The sequence below is a fragment of the Rhodophyticola porphyridii genome (assembly GCF_003688285.1).
GTDB classification, from domain to species: domain Bacteria; phylum Pseudomonadota; class Alphaproteobacteria; order Rhodobacterales; family Rhodobacteraceae; genus Rhodophyticola; species Rhodophyticola porphyridii.
On the sequence record NZ_RCNT01000001.1, the window covers coordinates 466,902 to 485,020 of the forward strand.

Consider the following 18,119-nt stretch of genomic DNA (forward strand, 5'->3'; position numbering starts at 1 on the left):
GTGATGCCGAACTGGTACCTCGTGCGGGGGGTGCGGGGCAATGAAAAGCGTGGCACCTCTAGCCCAGGACCTCGGCCACCGCCTCGGTCGTGGCCGTTATCACGGTATCGGCCTCCTCCCGCGTCAAGCAGAGCGGCGGGGCGAAGCCGATGATGTCGCCCTGCGGCATCGCCCGCGCGATCACGCCGCGCCGGCCCATGGCGGCCACGATCTGCGGTGTGATCTTGCGGTCGGGGTCGAAATAGGTGCGGCTGTCTCGGTCGGCGATCAGTTCCACCGCCGTCAGCATGCCTTCGCCGCGGATATCGCCCACATGGGCGTGATCGCCAAGTGCTGCCTGCATCTGCGCGGTGAGATAGGGCCCCACGGTGGCCGCATTCTCGACAAGGCCAAGGCTGTCGATGAGCTTGAGATTGGCAACGCCTGCCGCGGCGCCGATGGGATGGGCCGAATAGGTCCAGCCATGGCCGATGGGCCCGTTTTCGTCCGTGCCCTGTTCCAGCACCTTCCAGACCTTTTCCGATACGATCGAGCCCGACAGCGGCGCATAGGCGGAGGTCAGCCCCTTGGCGATGGTCATGATATCGGGGGTCAGCCCATAGGCGGGGCTGGCGAACATATGGCCCAGACGGCCAAACCCGGTGATCACCTCGTCCGCGATAAGCAGAATATCGTGCTTTTCCAGGATAGGCGTGATCGCCTCCCAATAACCTTCGGGCGGGGGGACGATGCCGCCGGTGCCAAGCATGGGTTCGGCGATGAAAGCAGCGATGGTGTCCGCGCCCTCGGTGTCGATCAGCTGTTCCAGATCGGCGGCGCATTGCGCGGAAAACAGGGGCTCCGACATCTCCCGGGTGTCGCGACGATAATAATAGGGGCTGGTGGTGTGCCGCACCATGTCGAGCGGCAGATCGAATTTCCTGTGGAACAGATTCAGCCCGGTGAGCGAGCCGCTCATCAGCCCTGAGCCGTGATAGGCGCGCCAGCGGCTGATGATCTTCTTCTTTCGGGGCAGCCCGCGGATGTTGTTGTAGTACCAGACCAGTTTTACGTTGGTTTCATTCGCGTCGGACCCGCCCTGACCGAAATAGACCTTGGACATGTGATCGGGCGCGCGGTCCATCACCATCTTGGAAAGGGTCACCGATGCTTCGGTGCCGTGGCCCATATAGGCGTGATAATAGGCCAGCTCACGCGCCTGTTCGGCAATCGCATCGGCGATTTCGGTGCGGCCATACCCCACGTTCACGCAATACAGTCCGGCAAAGGCATCGAGCAGGCGGCTGCCGTCGCGGTCGGTGATGTAGCAGCCTTCGCCGCCGATTATGATCCGGCCCTGCACCTCGCCGCGCGCATGTTGCGCCAGATGGGTGGAGGGGTGGAGGAAACTGTCGCGGTCCCATTGGGACAGTTGATCATTGGTCAGCATGTCGGGCCCCTTTGTCTCGATGTCCGCAGTCTAGCGGAGAACGCCGCAGGTCGTGCAAGCACAATCTATCGCAAATGTCTGCGGCGGGGCGTCCCGCTGGTCCGGCCGTCTGTGCGGGAGCGGGCATGCCGTCTGCCGGTCCGCGCCTCTGTTGCCAGAATGCACCGCTTTTGTTAACCAGTTGTTAATAAACTGCTGATCGTGTGCGCCTTTCGTTGCCACTGCCAACGGGTCGGGCGTAGTTCCCTGGACACTGACCAGACGCTGCAGAACGCAGGCCCTGAATGGCGGGCAAAGCCCGGTCATCCACCCGGAACGGGACACGTAAAACCATGACTTCCGACGATCCCGATACGCTGCTGGAAGCCGTATTGGAAATACTGATGAGACTTCCGAAAAGTCCTGAACAGGTGCTGTCGCAGATCGCCGCGGATCACGCGGATCTGCGCACGCTGCGCGTGATCCGGGTCCTGCTTGAGGCCGATGCGATGATCACCGCGACCTTCAATGGCGGCGCCGATCAGCGGGGCGATGCGCGGCTGGCCCGGGCGGTGGCCGTGCATCTGGCGAAACTGGCCGATCTGGCCGAAGAGATGCGGCCGGGCGCGCCTGTCCTGTTGCGCGATCTGGCACTCTAGGCCCACGCGCGGTTTGGCCGTGGCACTTGGGCGGGGGCCGGGCTAGGGTCGCGCCCATGACGCGCCCCGCTGTTTCCTTTTCCGACGATCAGGCCTCCGCCTACGATGCGATTGCCGAGATGCTGCGCGCCGCCGGCGTGGATCTGGACCGCGATACCCTGACGCCGATGGCGGAGGGCAAATCCGCGGTGATGGCCGTGATCGGCAAGGCCGGCAGCGGCAAGACCCTGTTGCTGGCCCATCTGGTGGATGCGCTGGTCAGCGCGGGCGTGGATCTGGTGTCGGGCGATTGGGAAGGCCGCCGCCGCAAGGACCGGCGCACCGTCGCGATTCTGGCCCCCACCAACAAGGCGGCAAGCGTGTTGCGGACGCGGGGTGTGCCTGCGACGACGATCCACCGCATCCTTTACACGCCCGTCTATGACCCGGAATACGAGAAAGTCGCCGAATGGCTGGCCGGTCAGGGCGAGCGGCCCGAGATCGAAGCGCTGAGCGATACGGCCCTGGACCGGGCCAAGGTGGTGTATGACGCCCATAAATCGGTGCCGGCTGCCTTGGCCGCGGCGGGGCTGCGCGGGTCTGATTTCATCACCGGCTGGAAGCGGCGTGAAGACCCGCTGGATATCGGGCTGGTCGATGAAAGCTCGATGCTGGATCAGAAGCAGTTCGAGGATTTGCAGGAGATCTTTCCCACCCTCGTTCTGTTCGGCGATCCCGCGCAGCTAGCCCCGGTCGGCCAGTCGGGCGCGATGGTGTTCGATCAGCTGAAAGGCCCCCGCAAGCAGGAACTGGCCCGGGTCCACCGGCAGGAAGCGGACAACCCGATCCTTGATCTGGCCCATGCCCTGGGCGACCCCTCGCTCCGCTTCGAGCAGTTCGAGCGGATGATCGAGGAGGCGGCGCGGGCGGATGACCGGATTGTCGTCGCCCCGCGCGCCGACAGCGATCTGATGGCGCGCAGTCCGGTGCTGGTCTGGCGCAATGCGACCCGCATTCGCCTGATCCGCGCGTTCCGCATGGCCCATGGCGCGCCCGAAGATGCGCTTCTGCCGGGGGAACCGTTGATCTGCGACGGGATCGAATTGCCGATCAAGCATCGGAAGAAACGGATCGACCTTGAGGCGCGGGGCCTGATCAAGGGCGCGCAGGTGGTCTATATCGGGCCCGGCAACAAGCCGGGATTTTCGCGGCTGCATGTGGTGGGCGCAGAAAGCCCGCGCCTGTCGGCGGCCTCCATCGTGAAGATCGAAAAGCCGGGGGAGGAGGAGCCCTTCATCCCCTTCGCTGCGCGGATGGGCGCCACATTTCTGCATGGGGCGGCGGTGACGACCCACAAGGCGCAGGGCAGCCAGTGGGAAACCGTGCAGGTTTTCGCGCCCGATCTTTACGCCGCCGCGCGCGCCGGGCGGGAAGAGGCCGGGCAGGCGCTGTGGAAGCGGCTGGCCTATGTGGCGATCACCCGCGCCGAGGAGCGGCTGATCTGGGTCACCCGCTACATGCTGTCGAAACCGCAAGCGGTTCTGGGTGTTGACGATCTGGAGGTGCCGGTGGAACCGCTGGCCCTGCACGTGGAGGAGACATGAAGACCATTCTGATCACCGGGGCGAGTTCCGGAATTGGCCGTGCCACGGCGGAGCTGTTTCTGGAAGAGGGCTGGCGCGTGGGGTTGCTCGCGCGCCGCCGCGGACGGCTGGAGGAGCTTGCCGGGGGGCGGCAATCGGCGATGTGCCTGCCTGCCGATGTGAGCGATCTGGCGGCGGTCGAGGCGGCGGTTGCGGCGCTGGCCGAAAAATGGGGGCGGCTGGATGCCGTTTTCAACAACGCGGGCATCTTCACGCCCCAGGGTGCGATTGACGAGATCGACCCCGATGACTGGCACCGCAGCCTGTCGGTGAACCTGACCGGCATGTTCAACACAGCCCGCGCCGCGTTCGCCCAGATGCGCGCGCAGGATCCGCAAGGCGGGCGGATCATCAATAACGGGTCGCTTTCGGCCCATTCGCCGCGCGAGGGCTCCGTCTGCTATACCACCACGAAACACGGGGTGACCGGGCTGACCAAAACGCTGAGCCTCGATGGCCGGCGGTTCGGGATCGCGGCGGGACAGATCGATATCGGCAATGCGCGGACCGAGCTGGTCGACAAGCTGAATGACCGGATGCTGGCCGAGGGCAAGCCGCTGATGGACATGATGGATGTGGCCGATGCGGCGCGGTCGGTGCTGCACATGGCGAGCCTGCCGCCTTCCGCCAATGTGCTGTTCCAGACGGTGCTGGCGACGAATATGCCATATGTTGGGCGCGGTTAGGTGCGCCGGACCCATTGCGCCCGCCATTCCGGCGGATCGTACGGATCGGGCCAGTATTCCACCTGTCTAGCGATCCGGCCCGCGCGGACGGTGTGAAAGGTGAGCGCCACGGCCTTTGTCGCGCCGTCGGTCACGTGAACCTCCGTCACCACGGTCTCGCCCTCGGCCACGAGGCGGCGGATATCGAAGCGCCAGCGCCCGCTGGCCGGATAGGCGGTGTTCACTGCGGCGAAGGCCGCGGGCCCCTCGGTCACCTCCCCCGACTGGGGCCAATCGAGACGAAAATCGGGGCTGAGCCAGCGGCTTGCCGCATGAAAATCATTGCTGGCCATCGCGTCCCAGAAGGCGCGCACGGTGTCGGCGGGCCCGGTCATGCGCGGATGTACCGGAACACCGCCGAGGCGAGCCAGCCCGCGGCGATTGCGATGACCAGCGACAGGATGCCGTAGATCAGCGGGCGTTCATGGGCGAGATTGTAGATCAGCCGTTCAAGGCCGACCTTGCGCACCGCGATCACGGTGTCATACGCGGCGATGATTTGGCGGTTCCGGGTCAGGAAGATCCGTGTGCGGTAACTGCCCTCGACCAGATTTGCGGGCAGCCGGACGGAGGTATCGAACAGCGTGTCATCGCGCAGATTCACGGCCCCTTCGTTCAACTGGTAGAGGCCGTTCTCCTCCCTGATGCGGATCAGCGCGCGGGTGAAACTCGGCTGATCGCTCACGCCCGAGCCCACCGCGCGGATCGCACGGCGGATCGAGATCCGGTGGCGCAGATCGTTGGTGTCGCTCAGCACGTCGCGCAGGGGCGCGGTGGTGGACACGGCATAGAAGGTCGGCGCCTCATCCACCTCGGCAGCGTCGGTGTTGATCCAGATGCCGAAGCGGCGATCCTTGCGGCGCACGGTCACCGGCCGGTCGGGGCCTTCTACGGTGATGATCACCTCAAGCGGGCCGCTGCGCGGGATCGGCGCCTCCCGGCGGACCGCGCCGAAGATCAGGATCTCGGACCCGTCGAAATTGGTGGTGATCGCGATCTCGTCGCGGCTGAGACCGGCCACGACCTGCTCGGCCAGCGCGGGTGCAGGCAGGATCAGGGCCAGGATCAGGATCAGGAACAACTGTTTCAATGGGATCCCCCGCTGCCGAGGGAGTAGAGTTCCGCCGGTTCCAGAAGCAGATCCAGCGCCAGCCGCCCGCAGACCGCCAGTACCATGATCGCCAGCAGGATACGGAGCTGTTCGGCCTTCATCTTGACACCGATCCGGGTGCCGATCTGCGCGCCGATGACACCACCCACCAGCAACAGCACGGCCAGCACCATATCGACGGTGTAATTGGTCGTGGCATGCAGAAGCGTGGCAAAGCCGGTGACGAAAATGATCTGGAAAAGCGATGTGCCGACGACGACCTTGGTGGGCATCCCCAGCAGATAGATCATCGCGGGTACCATGATGAAACCGCCGCCCACGCCCATGATTGCGGCCAGCACGCCGACCAGAAGCCCGACCAGCAGCGGCGGGATGACCGAGATGTAAAGGCCCGAGGTGCGGAACCGCATCTTGAAGGGCAGGGCATGGATCCAGCCGCGATGCTTGCGGCGCGGGACAGGCGCATCGCCCGCCGCCCGCGCCCGGCGGATCGCGCGCAGGCTTTCAATGAACATCAGCCCGCCGATCAGGCCCAGAAACACGACATAACAGAGCCGCACCAGCAGATCGACCTGACCGAGCGCCGTCAGGATCGCGAAGACCTGAACGCCCGCCGCAGCCCCCACAAGCCCGCCTATGAGCAGGACGGTGCCCATCTTGAGATCGACGGTCTTGCGTTTGAGATGCGCCAACACGCCGGAAAAGCTGGAGGCGACGATCTGGTTGGCCTCGGTCGCGACGGCGACGGCGGGCGGAATGCCGATGAAGAACAGCAACGGCGTCATCAGAAACCCGCCGCCGACGCCGAACATGCCCGACAAGACGCCGACCAACCCGCCCAAACCCAGCAGCAGAAAGGCGTTCACGCTGACCTCGGCGATGGGCAGGTAGATTTGCATGGGTTGGCTGAGGCCTCCGTCCTTATGGCTTCCCGTGTAGCGCGGCCCTTACGTCAATGCCAGAGTGTCGCACCCCGGGCCGGCTGCGACAGATCGGAACAGGATCGCACCGGGCCATCCGGCTGTAACCCGCCCCGGATTTCCGGGTCGCGCTGTCGGATGCAAACGCCGCGTGGCGCCCAGATCCGGGGCCGGTGCCGCGGACGGGCTCAGGCCAATCGTTACCGTTCCTTGACGTAGGGCTCCCCGCCAGCGCGCGGCGGGATCGCCTTGCCCACGAACCCTGCAAGGATCACCACGGTCAGGATATAGGGCAGGGCCTGCATGAACTGCACCGGGATGGTTACGCCGACAAGCTCGATATTCTGATAGCGGTTCCCGACCGCATCCAGAAGCCCGAAGAGCAGACAGGCATAAAGCGCGTACCAGGGCCGCCACTTGGCAAAAATCAGTGCGGCAAGTGCAATGAAGCCGCGCCCGGCGCTCATGTCCTTCACGAAGCCGGCGGCAAGGCTGGTGGCCAGATACGCGCCCGCAAGCCCGCACAGGACACCGCAGATCATCACCGCCGCATAGCGCGCGCCCATGACGGAGATACCGGCGGTGTCCACGGCGGCGGGGTTTTCACCCACCGCGCGCAGGCGCAGGCCGAACCGGGTGCGAAACAGGATCCACCATGTCAGCGGCACGATTGCGAGCGCCATGTAAACTAGGATCGAATGGCCCGAGATCAGTTCGGAATAGATCGGCCCGATGATCGGCACATTCGCCATCGCATCGGCGAAGGGCAGGGTGATTTCCTGAAAGCGTGCGGCTCCTTGCAGCGGCGGCGTGCGTCCGCCCTGCTGAAACCATGTCTGGGCGATGACCACGGTCATGCCCGCGGCGAGGAAGTTGATCGCCACGCCAGAGATCAGCTGATTGCCCCGGAAGGTGATCGAGGCAAGGCCGTGAATGCCCGACAGGACGCAGGATGCCGCAATACCGGCCACCAGCCCGACCCAGACATTGCCGGAGGTGAAGGCGACCGCCGCCGAGAAGAAGGCGGCGGCCAGCATCTTGCCTTCCAGTCCGATGTCGAAGATGCCCGCGCGTTCGGAATAGAGCCCCGCAAGGCAGGCCAGCAGCAGCGGCGTTGCCAGCCGGACGGTGCTGTCGAGGATTTGCAGGATGGTCAGGAAATCCATGGGCTCAGCTCCGGGATGTGGCGAGTTTGAAGGCGGCGAAGGTGAAGAAAATGCCCATACCAGTTTCGATCCAGCGGCGGGCCTTCGCATAGATCGCGATGACCGGACCGGTGGAGAATGTGACCGCATAGGCAAGATGTCCGAGGATCGACAGAAGCGTGGCGCTGCCGATCAGAAGCGCCCCGATCTGCAAGGGCGCATCCGTGCCAAGGCCGATCGCGACGATGGCAATCCAGTGCAGTGCCGCTTTGGGGTTCGTTAATTGGATGGCAAGCCCGCGCAGCACCATGTTCCCGCCCGTGGGCTCCTCTGCCGCGTGCAGCGCGGCCCGATCCGGGCGCGCGGCCGAGCGGAAGGCCTTGTAGGCGAGCCAAAGCAGATAGGCCGCTCCGAGGATTTTAAGCGCGATCATCGCCCCGGCATAGGCCGTCATCAGCGTCGCGAGGCCCGCGACGGTCAGGCTGGCCCAGATCCCGGAGCCCAGGCCGATGCCCAGGGCCAGGGATGCGCCCCGGCGGCGGCCTTGCGCCATCGAGGTGCCAATGACGGCCAGAATATTGGGGCCGAGTACCAGGAACCCGGATGCGAAGATGCCGAGAGCCAGGAACAATGCGGGCAGGTGCTGGGCGATCATCCGGGTTACTCCGCCGGGCTGTCTGCGCGGTCGCGGCGGCGCAGGCTGAGGAAGAGCTTCTCCATCGGCATCCGGACCATGTTGTCGAGCGCGCCGGTGAACAGGATGACCAGCGCCTGAATCACGACGATCATTTCGCGGCTGACTGCCGGCATCTCGAATTCAAGCTCCGCCCCGCCCTGATAGAGCACACCGAAGAGGATTGCCGCCAGGAATACGCCCACCGGGTGCGACCGACCCATCAGCGCCACCGCGATCCCGACGAAGCCCGCGCCTTGTACGTTGTCGATCACCAGCCGCTCGGCCTCTCCCATGACCGAGTTGGTGGCCATCAGCCCGGCCAGCCCGCCCGAGATCAGCATCGCGATCATGATGATGCGCACCGGGTTGATACCGGCATAGACAGCCGCCGTTTCGGAATGGCCGAAGGCGCGGATTTCATACCCCAGACGGGTGCGCCAGATCAGCATCCAGACCAGGAAACAGGCCAGCAACGCGAGGAGGAAGGAGATGTTGAGCGGGGTGGAGGACCGGAATCCCAGCCATGGCGCGATATCGGCCGCGTTCGGCAGATGCACGGCGTCGGCGAACCGCGCGGTTTCGGGCGCCATGCTGCCCGGCACGCGGAACACATTGACCAGAAGATAGACCAGCAGCGCCGATGCGATGAAATTGAACATGATCGTGGTAATCACGATATGGCTGCCGCGCTTGGCCTGAAGATAGGCCGGGATCGCCGCCCAGGCCGCGCCGAAGATCGCCGCCGCGCCGCAGGCCACGAGCAGCGCCAAGGACCAGTGCGGCCAGGGCACAGACAGGCAGACGATCGCCACCCCAAGGCCGCCCAGCGCGGCCTGCCCCTCGCCGCCGATATTGAACATCCGCGCGTGAAAGGCCACCGCCACGGCGAGCCCGGTAAAGATGAAATTCGTGGCGTAGAAAAGCGTGTAACCCCAGCCATAGGCCGACCCCATGGCGCCGCGCACCATGATCTGCATCGCTTCGACCGGGCTTTCGCCGATATAAAGCACCACAAGCCCGGACACGAGCAGCGCAAGGATCACGCTAATCAGCGGGATCAGGATCACATCGGCCCATTTTGGCATCTTGTCCATCTACGCGGCCCCCTTGGTCATGCCCGCCATCATCAGGCCAAGCTCTCTTTCGTCGGTTTCATCGGGCAGGCGCTCGCCCATGAAATGCCCGTCGAACATCACTGCGATCCGGTCGGAAAGCCCCAGGATCTCATCAAGCTCGACCGACACCAGCAGGATCGCCTTGCCCTGATCCCTGAGCGCAATGATCTGCTGGTGAATAAACTCGATCGCACCGATATCCACCCCGCGTGTCGGCTGCCCGATCAGCAACAGGTCGGGGTTGCGCTCCATCTCCCGGGCCACGACCAGCTTCTGCTGGTTGCCGCCCGAAAAATTGCGGGCCGGCAGGCGTGGATTGGGCGGGCGCACGTCATAGCGCTCCATCTTGGCCATGGTGTCGGCGCGGATCGCGGTATTGTTCATCAACAGCCGGTTGCGCTGGTATTTCGGGTCATGGTGATAACCGAAGGCGATGTTTTCCCATGCCTCATAGGGCATGATGAGGCCTTCCTGCTGGCGGTCCTCTGGCACATGCGCGATGCCGCGATTGCGCCGGGTCTGCCCGTTGGAATGTTTGCCCGTCAGGTCGATCTGGTCGTTGTTCAGGATCACAGTGCCGCTCTGGGCCGGCCTCATCCCGCCCAGCACCTCCAGAAGCTCGGTCTGACCATTGCCCGCGACGCCGGCGATGCCGAGGATTTCACCGGCACGGATGTGGAAGGAGATGCCCTTCAGCCGCTCAACGCCCTTGCCGTCCCTGACCTTCAGGTCATCGACCTTCAGGATCGTGGCGCCTGGATTTGCCGGTTTCTTGTCCACGCGCAGCAGCACCTTGCGGCCCACCATCATCTCCGCCAGTTCGGGTGGCGAGGTCTCGGCTGTTTTCACGGTCGCGGTCATCTGCCCCCGGCGCATCACGGAAACGGTGTCAGTCACCTCCATGATCTCGCGCAGCTTGTGGGTGATCAGGATGATGGTTTTGCCTTCTTCCTTGAGTCGCCCCAATATCCGGAACAGCTGATCGGCCTCTGCCGGGGTCAACACGCCCGTGGGTTCGTCGAGGATGAGGATGTCGGCCTTGCGGTAAAGCTGTTTCAGGATCTCCACGCGCTGCTGGTGGCCGACGCTCAACTCCTCCACCACCGCGTCGGGGTCGACATTCAGCCCGTATTCCTCGGCCAGCTCGGTCAGCAGTTTGCGGGCCTTTGCGATGGAGGGTTGCAGCATCGCGCCGTCTTCGGCGCCGAGGATCACGTTTTCGACGACGGTGAAATTCTCGACCAGCTTGAAATGCTGGTGAACCATGCCGATGCCGGCGCTGATCGCGGCCTGGCTGTCGGGGATCGGCGTCAGTTTCCCGTTGATGAAGATCTCGCCCGCATCCGCCTTGTAGAAGCCGTAAAGGATCGACATCAGCGTCGATTTGCCGGCGCCGTTTTCGCCCACGATGCCGTGGATGGTGCCGGGCTGAACGGAGATGGAGATGTCCTTGTTGGCCTGAACCGGGCCGAATGCCTTGGAGATGCCTTTCAGCTCGATCGCGGGGGAGGCTTGAGTCATTTACGTGGTCCTGCGTGCGCACGGGCTTGGAAAAAAGGTATGGAAAGGGCCGCACACCGGAGACCGGGGCGGCCCTTCGTCAACTTTATGGAACGGCGCAGGGGCATATGTCTATGCCGATGCGCCGCAACCGGATTATTGCATCGCCACCGGGCAGGTGCCGTCATCGGAGAAGTTGTGCACGACGATTTCGCCCGCGATGATCTGTTCGCGCGCCGCGTCCACGGCCTCCTGCATCTCCGGCGTGATCAGCTCGGCGTTGTTTTCGTCCAGCGCATAACCGACGCCATCCTCCGCCAGGCCCAGAACCGTCACACCGGTTTCGATCTCGTCGCCGGCGGTGAAGGCGTTGTAGACTGCCACGTCAACGCGTTTCAGCATCGAGGTCAGAACCTGACCGGGATGAATGCCGTTCTGGTTGCTGTCCACGCCGATCGACAGGATACCCTCATCCGCTGCGGTTTGCAGAACCCCCACGCCGGTACCGCCGGCGGCGGCGTAGACCACATCGGCGCCTTGCGCGATCTGGCCCCGGGTAAGCTCACCGCCGCGAACCGGGTCGTTCCAGGCCGCAGGCGTGGTGCCGGTCATGTTCGCGATCACGGTCGCATCGGGATTTGCGGCCACCACACCCTGGGCATAACCGCAGCCGAAGCGCGAGATCAGCGGAATGTCCATGCCGCCGACGAAGCCCACGACGCCGGTTTCCGATGCCATGCCGGCAAGCATGCCGACAAGGAACGAGCCTTCATGTTCCTGGAAGATGATGGACTGCACGTTGGGCTGGTCGACCACGCTGTCGATGATCACGAAGGTGGTCTCCGGGTAGTCGGGTGCGATGGTGTCCAACACCGACCCGAAGGCAAAGCCCGCCATCACCACCGGGTTGGAGCCCGCTTCGGCCAGACGGCGGAGCGCCTGTTCACGCTGCGCATCCGACTGCAACTCGATCTCGCGGTATTCGCCGCCGGTCTCCTCGGCCCACCGCTGCGCGCCGTTGAAGGCCGCCTCGTTGAACGACCGGTCGAATTTTCCGCCCAGATCGAACACCAGCGCAGGGCCGTCGGCCAGAACCGCCGTGACGCTCAGCGCCGTCGCCGCGGCCGCGCCAAGCAAAGATTTCATCAAGCTCATTTAAACACTCCCAGTTGGTGGCGGGCCAGTGGCCGGTACGATCCGGCGCCCGCAAGCAAAGATCTCGTGATCCCTGCGCAGAATAAGGGCAAAGCCGGGCGGGGCGGTCAACCGGATTCTGATTTGCAGCGCGGCCCGGCAGGCGGACCCAACGTCAGCTTTTGCCGGGTTGACGGCAAATTAGGCGGTCAGCACGCGTTCCATGATCAAAGCGTCGTCGCGGGTGCCGTCTTTGTGGGTGTAGTAGGCAGGGCGCTGGCCGGTTTTCGCAAAACCCGCCCGGATATAGAGGCCGACCGCCGGGGCGTTGCCCGCGGCCACCTCCAGAAACAGACGGTTCACCCCCTGATCGCGGGCCAGCGCCTCGGTGTCGTCCAGAAGGGCCAGCGCCAGGCCCTGCCGTCGCGCGGCCGGTGCGACGGCTAGGGTGAGGATCTCCATCTCGGGAGGGAGAAGCCGCAGGAGCAGAAACGCATGCCCCCGGTGCAGAAGCCGGGTACTGGCCTGCGCCATAAGCTCCCGGAACTCCGCAGCGCTCCATGCACGCTGCCTCGTGAAGGCGCGGTCATGGATCAGGGCCAGCTGCTCCGGGGTCATGCCAGAATGACCGGGGCTGCCAGCCGGGAGGGGGCCGCGTCCGCCGCTCGGACATATAGCGGGGCGGGCCGTGGAAACCTTTGGCCGGTTGAGAGCTTCGCCATCGCGATGCGGGCCAGCGGGCGGGCATAGTCCAGAAGAACGGCCGGGCGCGGGTGCGCTTCGGATGCCAGCCCATGGGCGATGGCTGCGGCCTCATGGCCCAGCACCTCGCCGCCGTCCGGCAGATCGAGATCGGCGGGCGGATTGGCCGGGTCGATCTGGCGCGGTGGGCCAACCGCCGCACCGCCCCTGAACGGCTGCACATAGGCCGTGCCGCGCGGACCGGGCAGGCTGACGAGTTGCGATGTGCGCGCTTTCGGGCTGTATGCCGCCCGCATGAGTTCAAAACTTGAGACGCCGATGGCGGGCACTCCAAGGGCCAGCGCCATGCCGCGCGCGGCGGACACCGCGATGCGCAACCCGGTGAAATTGCCCGGGCCTGTGCCGACGCCGATGGCGGCAAGATCCGCCGGGGTCAGTCTTTCGGTTTCCATCATTTTCGCAATGAGCGGCATCAGGGCTTCCGCCTGCCCCTTTTTCATCGGCTCGTGACGATGGGCGAGTATCCGGTCGCCCCGTATCAACGCGGCGGCGCAATGGGGCCCCGACGTATCGAAGGCGAGGATCATGGATGTGCAACTGGCGCGGCTACGCCGCACCTGCAATCGCTGGACTGGCGACAGGATGCTGCCTCGGGCCGGGGTGATACCGTGATTTGCGCGGCGTCGTAACGGCGGCGCCAGGCCAGCATCCCGAGGTCAGACTGCGACAGGGCGGACCTCAAGCACTTCGGGGATGTAATGGCGCAGCAGGTTCTCGATACCCATTTTCAGGGTCAGCGTCGATGACGGGCAGCCGGCGCAGGCGCCCTGCATATGCAGATAGACAACGCCGCGGTCGAACCCGTGGAACGTGATGTCGCCGCCATCCTGTGCCACGGCCGGGCGCACGCGCGTATCGAGCAGTTCCTTGATCTGCCCCACGATCTCGGCATCTTCCCCATCATGTTCGGCATGACCCCCGGTGCCGCCGCCTTCGCCTTCCATAACCGGCTCGCCGGACTGGAAATGCTCCATGATCGCCCCAAGGATTGCGGGCTTCACATGGTCCCATTCCACAGTGTCGGCCTTGGTCACGGTCACGAAATCGGTACCGAAGAATACGCCGGTCACACCGTCGACGGCGAAGATACGGCTTGCCAGCGGAGATTTTCCGGCCGTGTCGACGGAGGGGAAATCGGCGGTACCGACGCCCAGCACGGTCTGGCCCGGCAGGAATTTCAGGGTTGCGGGGTTCGGAGTCGATTCGGTCTGGATGAACATGGCGGCATATCCTTAGCGGTTTGCTCAGATATGCGCCCGATGGCCCGGGAAGTCAAGTTTTGGAACGGTTCTAAACTGGTGGGATGCGTTGGGCGCCGGCGTATCAGGTGATCTGCTCAAGCTGCTCTTTCGACATCTCGCCCGGCACGATCGTCATCGGTACGGGCAGTGTGCCGGCACTTTTGGTCAGCGCGGTCACCAACGGCCCGGGGCCGCCCTTGCCCGTGCCCGCGCCGAGAACCAGAACGCCGATCTCCGGGTCTTCGCGCACCTGCGCCAGGATCTCGTCCACCGGTTCTCCCTCGCGGATCACCAGTTCGGGGTCGATGCCCTGACGATCGCGCATCCATTTGGCGAAGACGTTGAAATGCGCCTCGATCCTTTCGCGGGCCTCGGCGCGCATCATCTCGCCCACACCGATCCAGTGATTGAATTCATCGGGCGGAATCACCGACAGGATTTCGACGCCACCGCCCGTATGGGCCGCGCGCATGGCGGCAAACCGCATCGCGTTCAGGCATTCGCGGGTGTCATCCAGCACCACCAGGAATTTGCGCATGGTTCAGGCCCTCCGGTGGGGGAGAATGACCTGTCGCGCGGGTCCATGCAACGGATTTAGCGCAGGGCTCCGGCCGCCTGGGGCAGGCTTGGCCAACGCTCGCTTGCGCGCTTCCGGGCAAGCGGGCGTCGAAACTCAGGCATCGGCGGATTGCGCCCAGTCCCAATAGAGCTCTCGTGCCTTCCGGGTCACCGGACCGATCTGGTAATGGGTGCCGTCGAATTCGGTCACGGGCGTGACCTTGTTGAGATTGCCCGACATGAACACTTCGTCCGCCTCGCGGAAGCGGTCGAAACCCAGCACTTCCTCGCGGACGTCATAGCCGTCTGCGCGGAGGTTCCGGATATGGCGTGCCCGCGTGATGCCCGACAGGAATGTCCCATTGGCAACCGGGGTGAACACAACGCCGTCCTGAACCATGAAGATGTTGGCGGTGGCGGTTTCGGCCACATTGCCAAGCGCGTCTGCGACCAGCGCATTGTCATACCCCTTGGACGCGGCCTCGGCCAGCATCCGCGCGTTGTTCGGGTAAAGACAGCCCGCCTTGGCATTGGTCACGTTGTCGGCCAGTACGGGGCGGTGAAACTGCGTGGTGGTCAGCCGCGAGGCGGCTTCGGGCGCCGCCATCGGGATCTCTTCCAGACAGATCGCGAAGCCGGTCGCGTTCTCCTTGGGAACAATCCCCATATGGCCGCCATCAAGACCCCAATACATCGGGCGGATGTAAACGGGGGTGCCCTTCGGGTAGCGTTTCAGCCCGTCCCAGGTGATATCGAAAATCTCTTGGGCCGTATGGGTCGGTGTCAGCATCAGCGCCGCGGCGGAGCGGTTCACGCGCTCGCAATGAGCCATGAGATCCGGCGCGAGACCGTCCACGTGACGCGCGCCATCGAAAACGGTGGTGCCCAGCCATGCGCCATGATCGGCGGCCCGCATGATCGGAACATCGCCATCATGCCATGCGCCGTCGAAATAGGTTTTGATGTTGCTGCCGGTCGCCATCTGATCCTCCCCCCGCAAGTAACGGGGGGAGCATGAGTGACTTTAGGTCAGAGGTCCAGACGTAAACCCCAGCTGATAATCCATCGCACCAGGTTTCGGGGCGTCGGGCCGGGGTTTGGCCAAGGGTTTCAGCGGGGTTTCAGCCGCCGTTTGGGCCGGTTTGGTCTTGGTCAGATATGTCATGAGAATGCTCCCCCAAGGTTTGAAGTCGCGGTTCGGACAAAGACATATAAATGTGCGCCCGGGAAAGTCCAGCCCGAGATCATGATAGTTTTGTGCAACCGCGAACAGAGAAGGCCCGGCGCGCGTCAGGCTTCGGCCAGAAGCGCCTGCAAATCCAGCGGATCGGTCGTCATCGACAGGCTGCCATCAGCGGTGCGCGGCCAGTCTTCGGGCGCGCGGTCCCGGTACAGTTCGACGCCGTTGCCATCGGGATCGGACAGGTACACCGCCTCGCTGACACCATGATCGGAGGCGCCTTCGATCGGAATGCCGGCGGCGATGACCCGGGCCACCGCGCCGGCAAGCGCCGCTCGGTCGGGGTAAAGGAAGGCCGTGTGAAACAGGCCCGTGTGCCCGCGGGGCGCGGGTGTACCGCCACGGCTGCTCCATGTGTTCAGCCCGATATGATGGTGATAGCCGTCCGCGGACAGAAACGCGGCCTGATCGCCATGGCGTTGCTGCACCTCGAACCCCAGCACATCCGCATAAAACGCGATCGCGCGGTCCAGATCGGCGACTTTCAGATGCACATGGCCGATGCATGTCCCCATGGGTGCGGCGTAGGATCCGCGCGTGATCTCAGACATGACAGCTCTCCTTTCCTGAACCGCATACCGCCGGATTGCGGACAGAAAAACCGCCATCTCCGCAGGGCTTTCGTGCATGTCCGCGCAGAGACGCCGAGGCCGGCGGGGGTGCGTCTGGGTCAAACCCGGCCAGCATCTCCGCGCCCTGTACCTGCCCGGACATGCCGCAGAACGAAGTCCACCCGGTCTTCCACCGGGCATTTCGGGACGTCCACAAGCCTGTAGCCAAGCTCCGCATAGGCGCGGCGAGTTTCGTGAAACTCCCGTTCGGCGAAGGCGAAATCATGCTGCCGCTCCGCATCTGTGCGGTAAATCTCCGGCCATGGCGGGCAGAGGAAAACCGGTGCGGCGAAGCGGAGGCCACGAGCTGTCTGCGCCATCCGGTCCGGGATCGGTGCGCCGATGACCCGGCTGTATCCCAAAGCCTCGACAAAGCTGCGGTCGAAAAACACGGGGGCGCTGGCCGCGGAGTGCGCCTGATAGGCCTCCACCGACAGGGAAAACAGCAGATCGCGGAAGGCGACGCTGTCCCGCCATGGCAGCGCTGGCCCGGCCGCAGCAATCTGATCCCGCACGATCCTGCGTCCGATCTCGGGCTCCGTGTGATACCCGCGCGCGGCCAGCGCTTCCAGCAGGGTGGATTTGCCGCCGCCCGATGCGCCGGTGATGACATGTATCGCCATGCTTTGCCCCTTGCGTTCAGGCGGCTCTAGCTGCGGATCATCCCGATGATGTCATAGGTCTGCTCAAGGATCGGCACCGTGATCTCCCGGGCCCGTTCCGCCCCGCGGCCGAGAATCCGGTCGATCTCGGCCGGGTCATCCATCAGCCGGGCCATTTCTTCGGAAATGGGCGAGAGCTTCGCCACGGCCACATCTGCCAGCGCCGCCTTGAAATGGCCGAACAGGGCACCCGCATGCTGATCCAGTACCGCCTGCGGCTCGATCTCGGCCAGCGCGGCATAGATATTCACCAGGTTGCGCGCGTCCGGGCGCCCCGCCAGACCATCGACATCGCCGGGCAGCGGGTCCGGATCGGTCTTTGCCTTGCGGATCTTCCGCGCGATGGTGTCGGCATCGTCGGTCATGTTGATCCGCGATTTGTCCGACGGGTCGGATTTCGACATCTTTTTCGTGCCGTCCTGAAGGTTCATCACCCGGGTGGCGACGCCTTCAATCACCGGCTCGACAATGGGAAAGAACTCCACCCCGTAATCGTGATTGAACTTCGCCGCGATGTCGCGGGTCAGTTCCAGATGCTGTTTCTGATCCTCGCCCACGGGCACATGGGTGGCGTGGTAGATCAGGATATCGGCGGCCATCAGCGCGGGATAGGCCAAAAGCCCGAGCGAGGCCGCCTCGGCGTTCTTGCCGGCCTTATCCTTCCACTGGGTCATCCGCCCCATCCAGCCCATCCGCGCGATGCAGTTGAAGATCCACGCCAGTTGTGCATGTTCGGGCACCTGGCTCTGGTTGATCAGGATGGATTTTTCCGGGTCGATCCCGGCCGCAATAAACCCGGCGCACAACTCGCGCGTGTTCTGGCGCAAGGTGTCGGGGTCCAGCAAGGTCGCCGTGATCGCGTGCAGGTCGACCATGCAGTAGACCGTTTCATGCTGGCCCGCATCCTGCATATCCACCCAACGCTTCATCGCGCCCAGGTAGTTGCCCAAATGCAGATCACCCGAGGGCTGCATTCCCGAGAAAACGCGGGGGGTAAACTTGGTGCTGCTCATAGCTCTGGCCTTTCGGT

The 18,119-nt window shown here is 64.4% G+C and carries 21 protein-coding genes; 3 read left to right on the plus strand and 18 right to left on the minus strand.

Going from position 1 to position 18,119, the window contains the following annotated elements:
* Positions 1 to 58: 58 nt before the first annotated feature.
* Positions 59 to 1,429, minus strand: coding sequence for an aspartate aminotransferase family protein (locus tag D9R08_RS02360; protein WP_121896379.1), 1,371 nt, complete (start codon positions 1,427 to 1,429; stop codon positions 59 to 61).
* A 284-nt stretch (positions 1,430 to 1,713) separates the two neighbouring features.
* On the opposite strand from D9R08_RS02360, the gene D9R08_RS02365 reads away from it, so the two are divergent.
* From D9R08_RS02365 to D9R08_RS02375, 3 genes are read left to right on the plus strand one after another with little or no spacing between them, the layout of a single operon-like run.
* Complete coding sequence (locus D9R08_RS02365; protein WP_233557173.1) at positions 1,714 to 2,067, plus strand: hypothetical protein; 354 nt, start codon at positions 1,714 to 1,716, stop codon at positions 2,065 to 2,067.
* Positions 2,068 to 2,123: 56 nt separating this feature from the next.
* On the plus strand, positions 2,124 to 3,650 hold the full coding sequence (locus D9R08_RS02370; protein WP_121896381.1) for an ATP-dependent DNA helicase: 1,527 nt from the start codon (positions 2,124 to 2,126) through the stop codon (positions 3,648 to 3,650).
* On the plus strand, positions 3,647 to 4,375 hold the full coding sequence (locus D9R08_RS02375; RefSeq protein ID WP_121896382.1) for an SDR family oxidoreductase: 729 nt from the start codon (positions 3,647 to 3,649) through the stop codon (positions 4,373 to 4,375). Before D9R08_RS02370 ends, D9R08_RS02375 begins: the two co-directional genes overlap by 4 nt.
* Here the strand turns inward: D9R08_RS02375 and D9R08_RS02380 are convergent.
* The 17 genes from D9R08_RS02380 to trpS all read right to left on the minus strand — a co-directional run bounded on the left by D9R08_RS02380 (position 4,372) and on the right by trpS (position 18,102).
* Positions 4,372 to 4,749 carry a nuclear transport factor 2 family protein gene (locus D9R08_RS02380; RefSeq protein ID WP_121896383.1) on the minus strand — a complete coding sequence of 126 codons (378 nt, stop codon included), beginning with the start codon at positions 4,747 to 4,749 and terminating at the stop codon, positions 4,372 to 4,374. The genes D9R08_RS02375 and D9R08_RS02380 overlap by 4 nt on opposite strands.
* Positions 4,746 to 5,510, minus strand: a complete 765-nt coding sequence (locus tag D9R08_RS02385) for a TIGR02186 family protein (RefSeq protein ID WP_407690592.1) — start codon at positions 5,508 to 5,510, stop codon at positions 4,746 to 4,748. Before D9R08_RS02385 ends, D9R08_RS02380 begins: the two co-directional genes overlap by 4 nt.
* A complete protein-coding gene (locus D9R08_RS02390) occupies positions 5,501 to 6,424 on the minus strand; it encodes a sulfite exporter TauE/SafE family protein (protein ID WP_121896384.1) in 924 nt (307 codons plus the stop codon). Before D9R08_RS02390 ends, D9R08_RS02385 begins: the two co-directional genes overlap by 10 nt.
* Before the next feature lie 221 nt (positions 6,425 to 6,645).
* A complete protein-coding gene (locus tag D9R08_RS02395) occupies positions 6,646 to 7,611 on the minus strand; it encodes an ABC transporter permease (RefSeq protein ID WP_121896385.1) in 966 nt (321 codons plus the stop codon).
* Positions 7,612 to 7,615: 4 nt separating this feature from the next.
* Complete coding sequence (locus D9R08_RS02400) at positions 7,616 to 8,245, minus strand: LysE family translocator (protein ID WP_121896386.1); 630 nt, start codon at positions 8,243 to 8,245, stop codon at positions 7,616 to 7,618.
* A 5-nt stretch (positions 8,246 to 8,250) separates the two neighbouring features.
* Positions 8,251 to 9,360 carry an ABC transporter permease gene (locus tag D9R08_RS02405; protein ID WP_121896387.1) on the minus strand — a complete coding sequence of 370 codons (1,110 nt, stop codon included), beginning with the start codon at positions 9,358 to 9,360 and terminating at the stop codon, positions 8,251 to 8,253.
* On the minus strand, positions 9,361 to 10,902 hold the full coding sequence (locus D9R08_RS02410) for an ABC transporter ATP-binding protein (protein ID WP_121896388.1): 1,542 nt from the start codon (positions 10,900 to 10,902) through the stop codon (positions 9,361 to 9,363).
* Between the two features lie 135 nt (positions 10,903 to 11,037).
* The gene (locus D9R08_RS02415) at positions 11,038 to 12,036 is read right to left on the minus strand and encodes a BMP family lipoprotein (protein WP_121896389.1); all 999 of its coding nucleotides are present in this window, start codon (positions 12,034 to 12,036) and stop codon (positions 11,038 to 11,040) included.
* Positions 12,037 to 12,216: 180 nt separating this feature from the next.
* Entirely contained in the window at positions 12,217 to 12,633 is a 417-nt protein-coding gene (locus D9R08_RS02420) for a GNAT family N-acetyltransferase (protein ID WP_121896390.1), read from the minus strand.
* A complete protein-coding gene (tsaB, locus tag D9R08_RS02425; RefSeq protein WP_121896391.1) occupies positions 12,630 to 13,304 on the minus strand; it encodes a tRNA (adenosine(37)-N6)-threonylcarbamoyltransferase complex dimerization subunit type 1 TsaB in 675 nt (224 codons plus the stop codon). The genes D9R08_RS02420 and tsaB overlap by 4 nt, the downstream gene beginning before the upstream one ends.
* Before the next feature lie 129 nt (positions 13,305 to 13,433).
* Positions 13,434 to 13,997, minus strand: coding sequence for a NifU family protein (locus tag D9R08_RS02430; RefSeq protein WP_121896392.1), 564 nt, complete (start codon positions 13,995 to 13,997; stop codon positions 13,434 to 13,436).
* A gap of 103 nt (positions 13,998 to 14,100) precedes the next feature.
* Complete coding sequence (locus D9R08_RS02435) at positions 14,101 to 14,556, minus strand: universal stress protein (RefSeq protein WP_121896393.1); 456 nt, start codon at positions 14,554 to 14,556, stop codon at positions 14,101 to 14,103.
* Between the two features lie 135 nt (positions 14,557 to 14,691).
* A complete protein-coding gene (locus D9R08_RS02440; protein ID WP_121896394.1) occupies positions 14,692 to 15,558 on the minus strand; it encodes a branched-chain amino acid aminotransferase in 867 nt (288 codons plus the stop codon).
* Between the two features lie 42 nt (positions 15,559 to 15,600).
* Positions 15,601 to 15,741, minus strand: coding sequence for a hypothetical protein (locus D9R08_RS19040; protein ID WP_158598914.1), 141 nt, complete (start codon positions 15,739 to 15,741; stop codon positions 15,601 to 15,603).
* A gap of 125 nt (positions 15,742 to 15,866) precedes the next feature.
* On the minus strand, positions 15,867 to 16,367 hold the full coding sequence (locus D9R08_RS02445) for a VOC family protein (RefSeq protein WP_233557175.1): 501 nt from the start codon (positions 16,365 to 16,367) through the stop codon (positions 15,867 to 15,869).
* A gap of 119 nt (positions 16,368 to 16,486) precedes the next feature.
* Positions 16,487 to 17,050 (minus strand): AAA family ATPase, encoded by a 564-nt coding sequence (locus tag D9R08_RS02450; RefSeq protein WP_121896395.1) that lies wholly within the window; start codon positions 17,048 to 17,050, stop codon positions 16,487 to 16,489.
* A 26-nt stretch (positions 17,051 to 17,076) separates the two neighbouring features.
* Entirely contained in the window at positions 17,077 to 18,102 is a 1,026-nt protein-coding gene (gene trpS / locus D9R08_RS02455; protein ID WP_121896396.1) for a tryptophan--tRNA ligase, read from the minus strand.
* Positions 18,103 to 18,119: the final 17 nt, after the last annotated feature.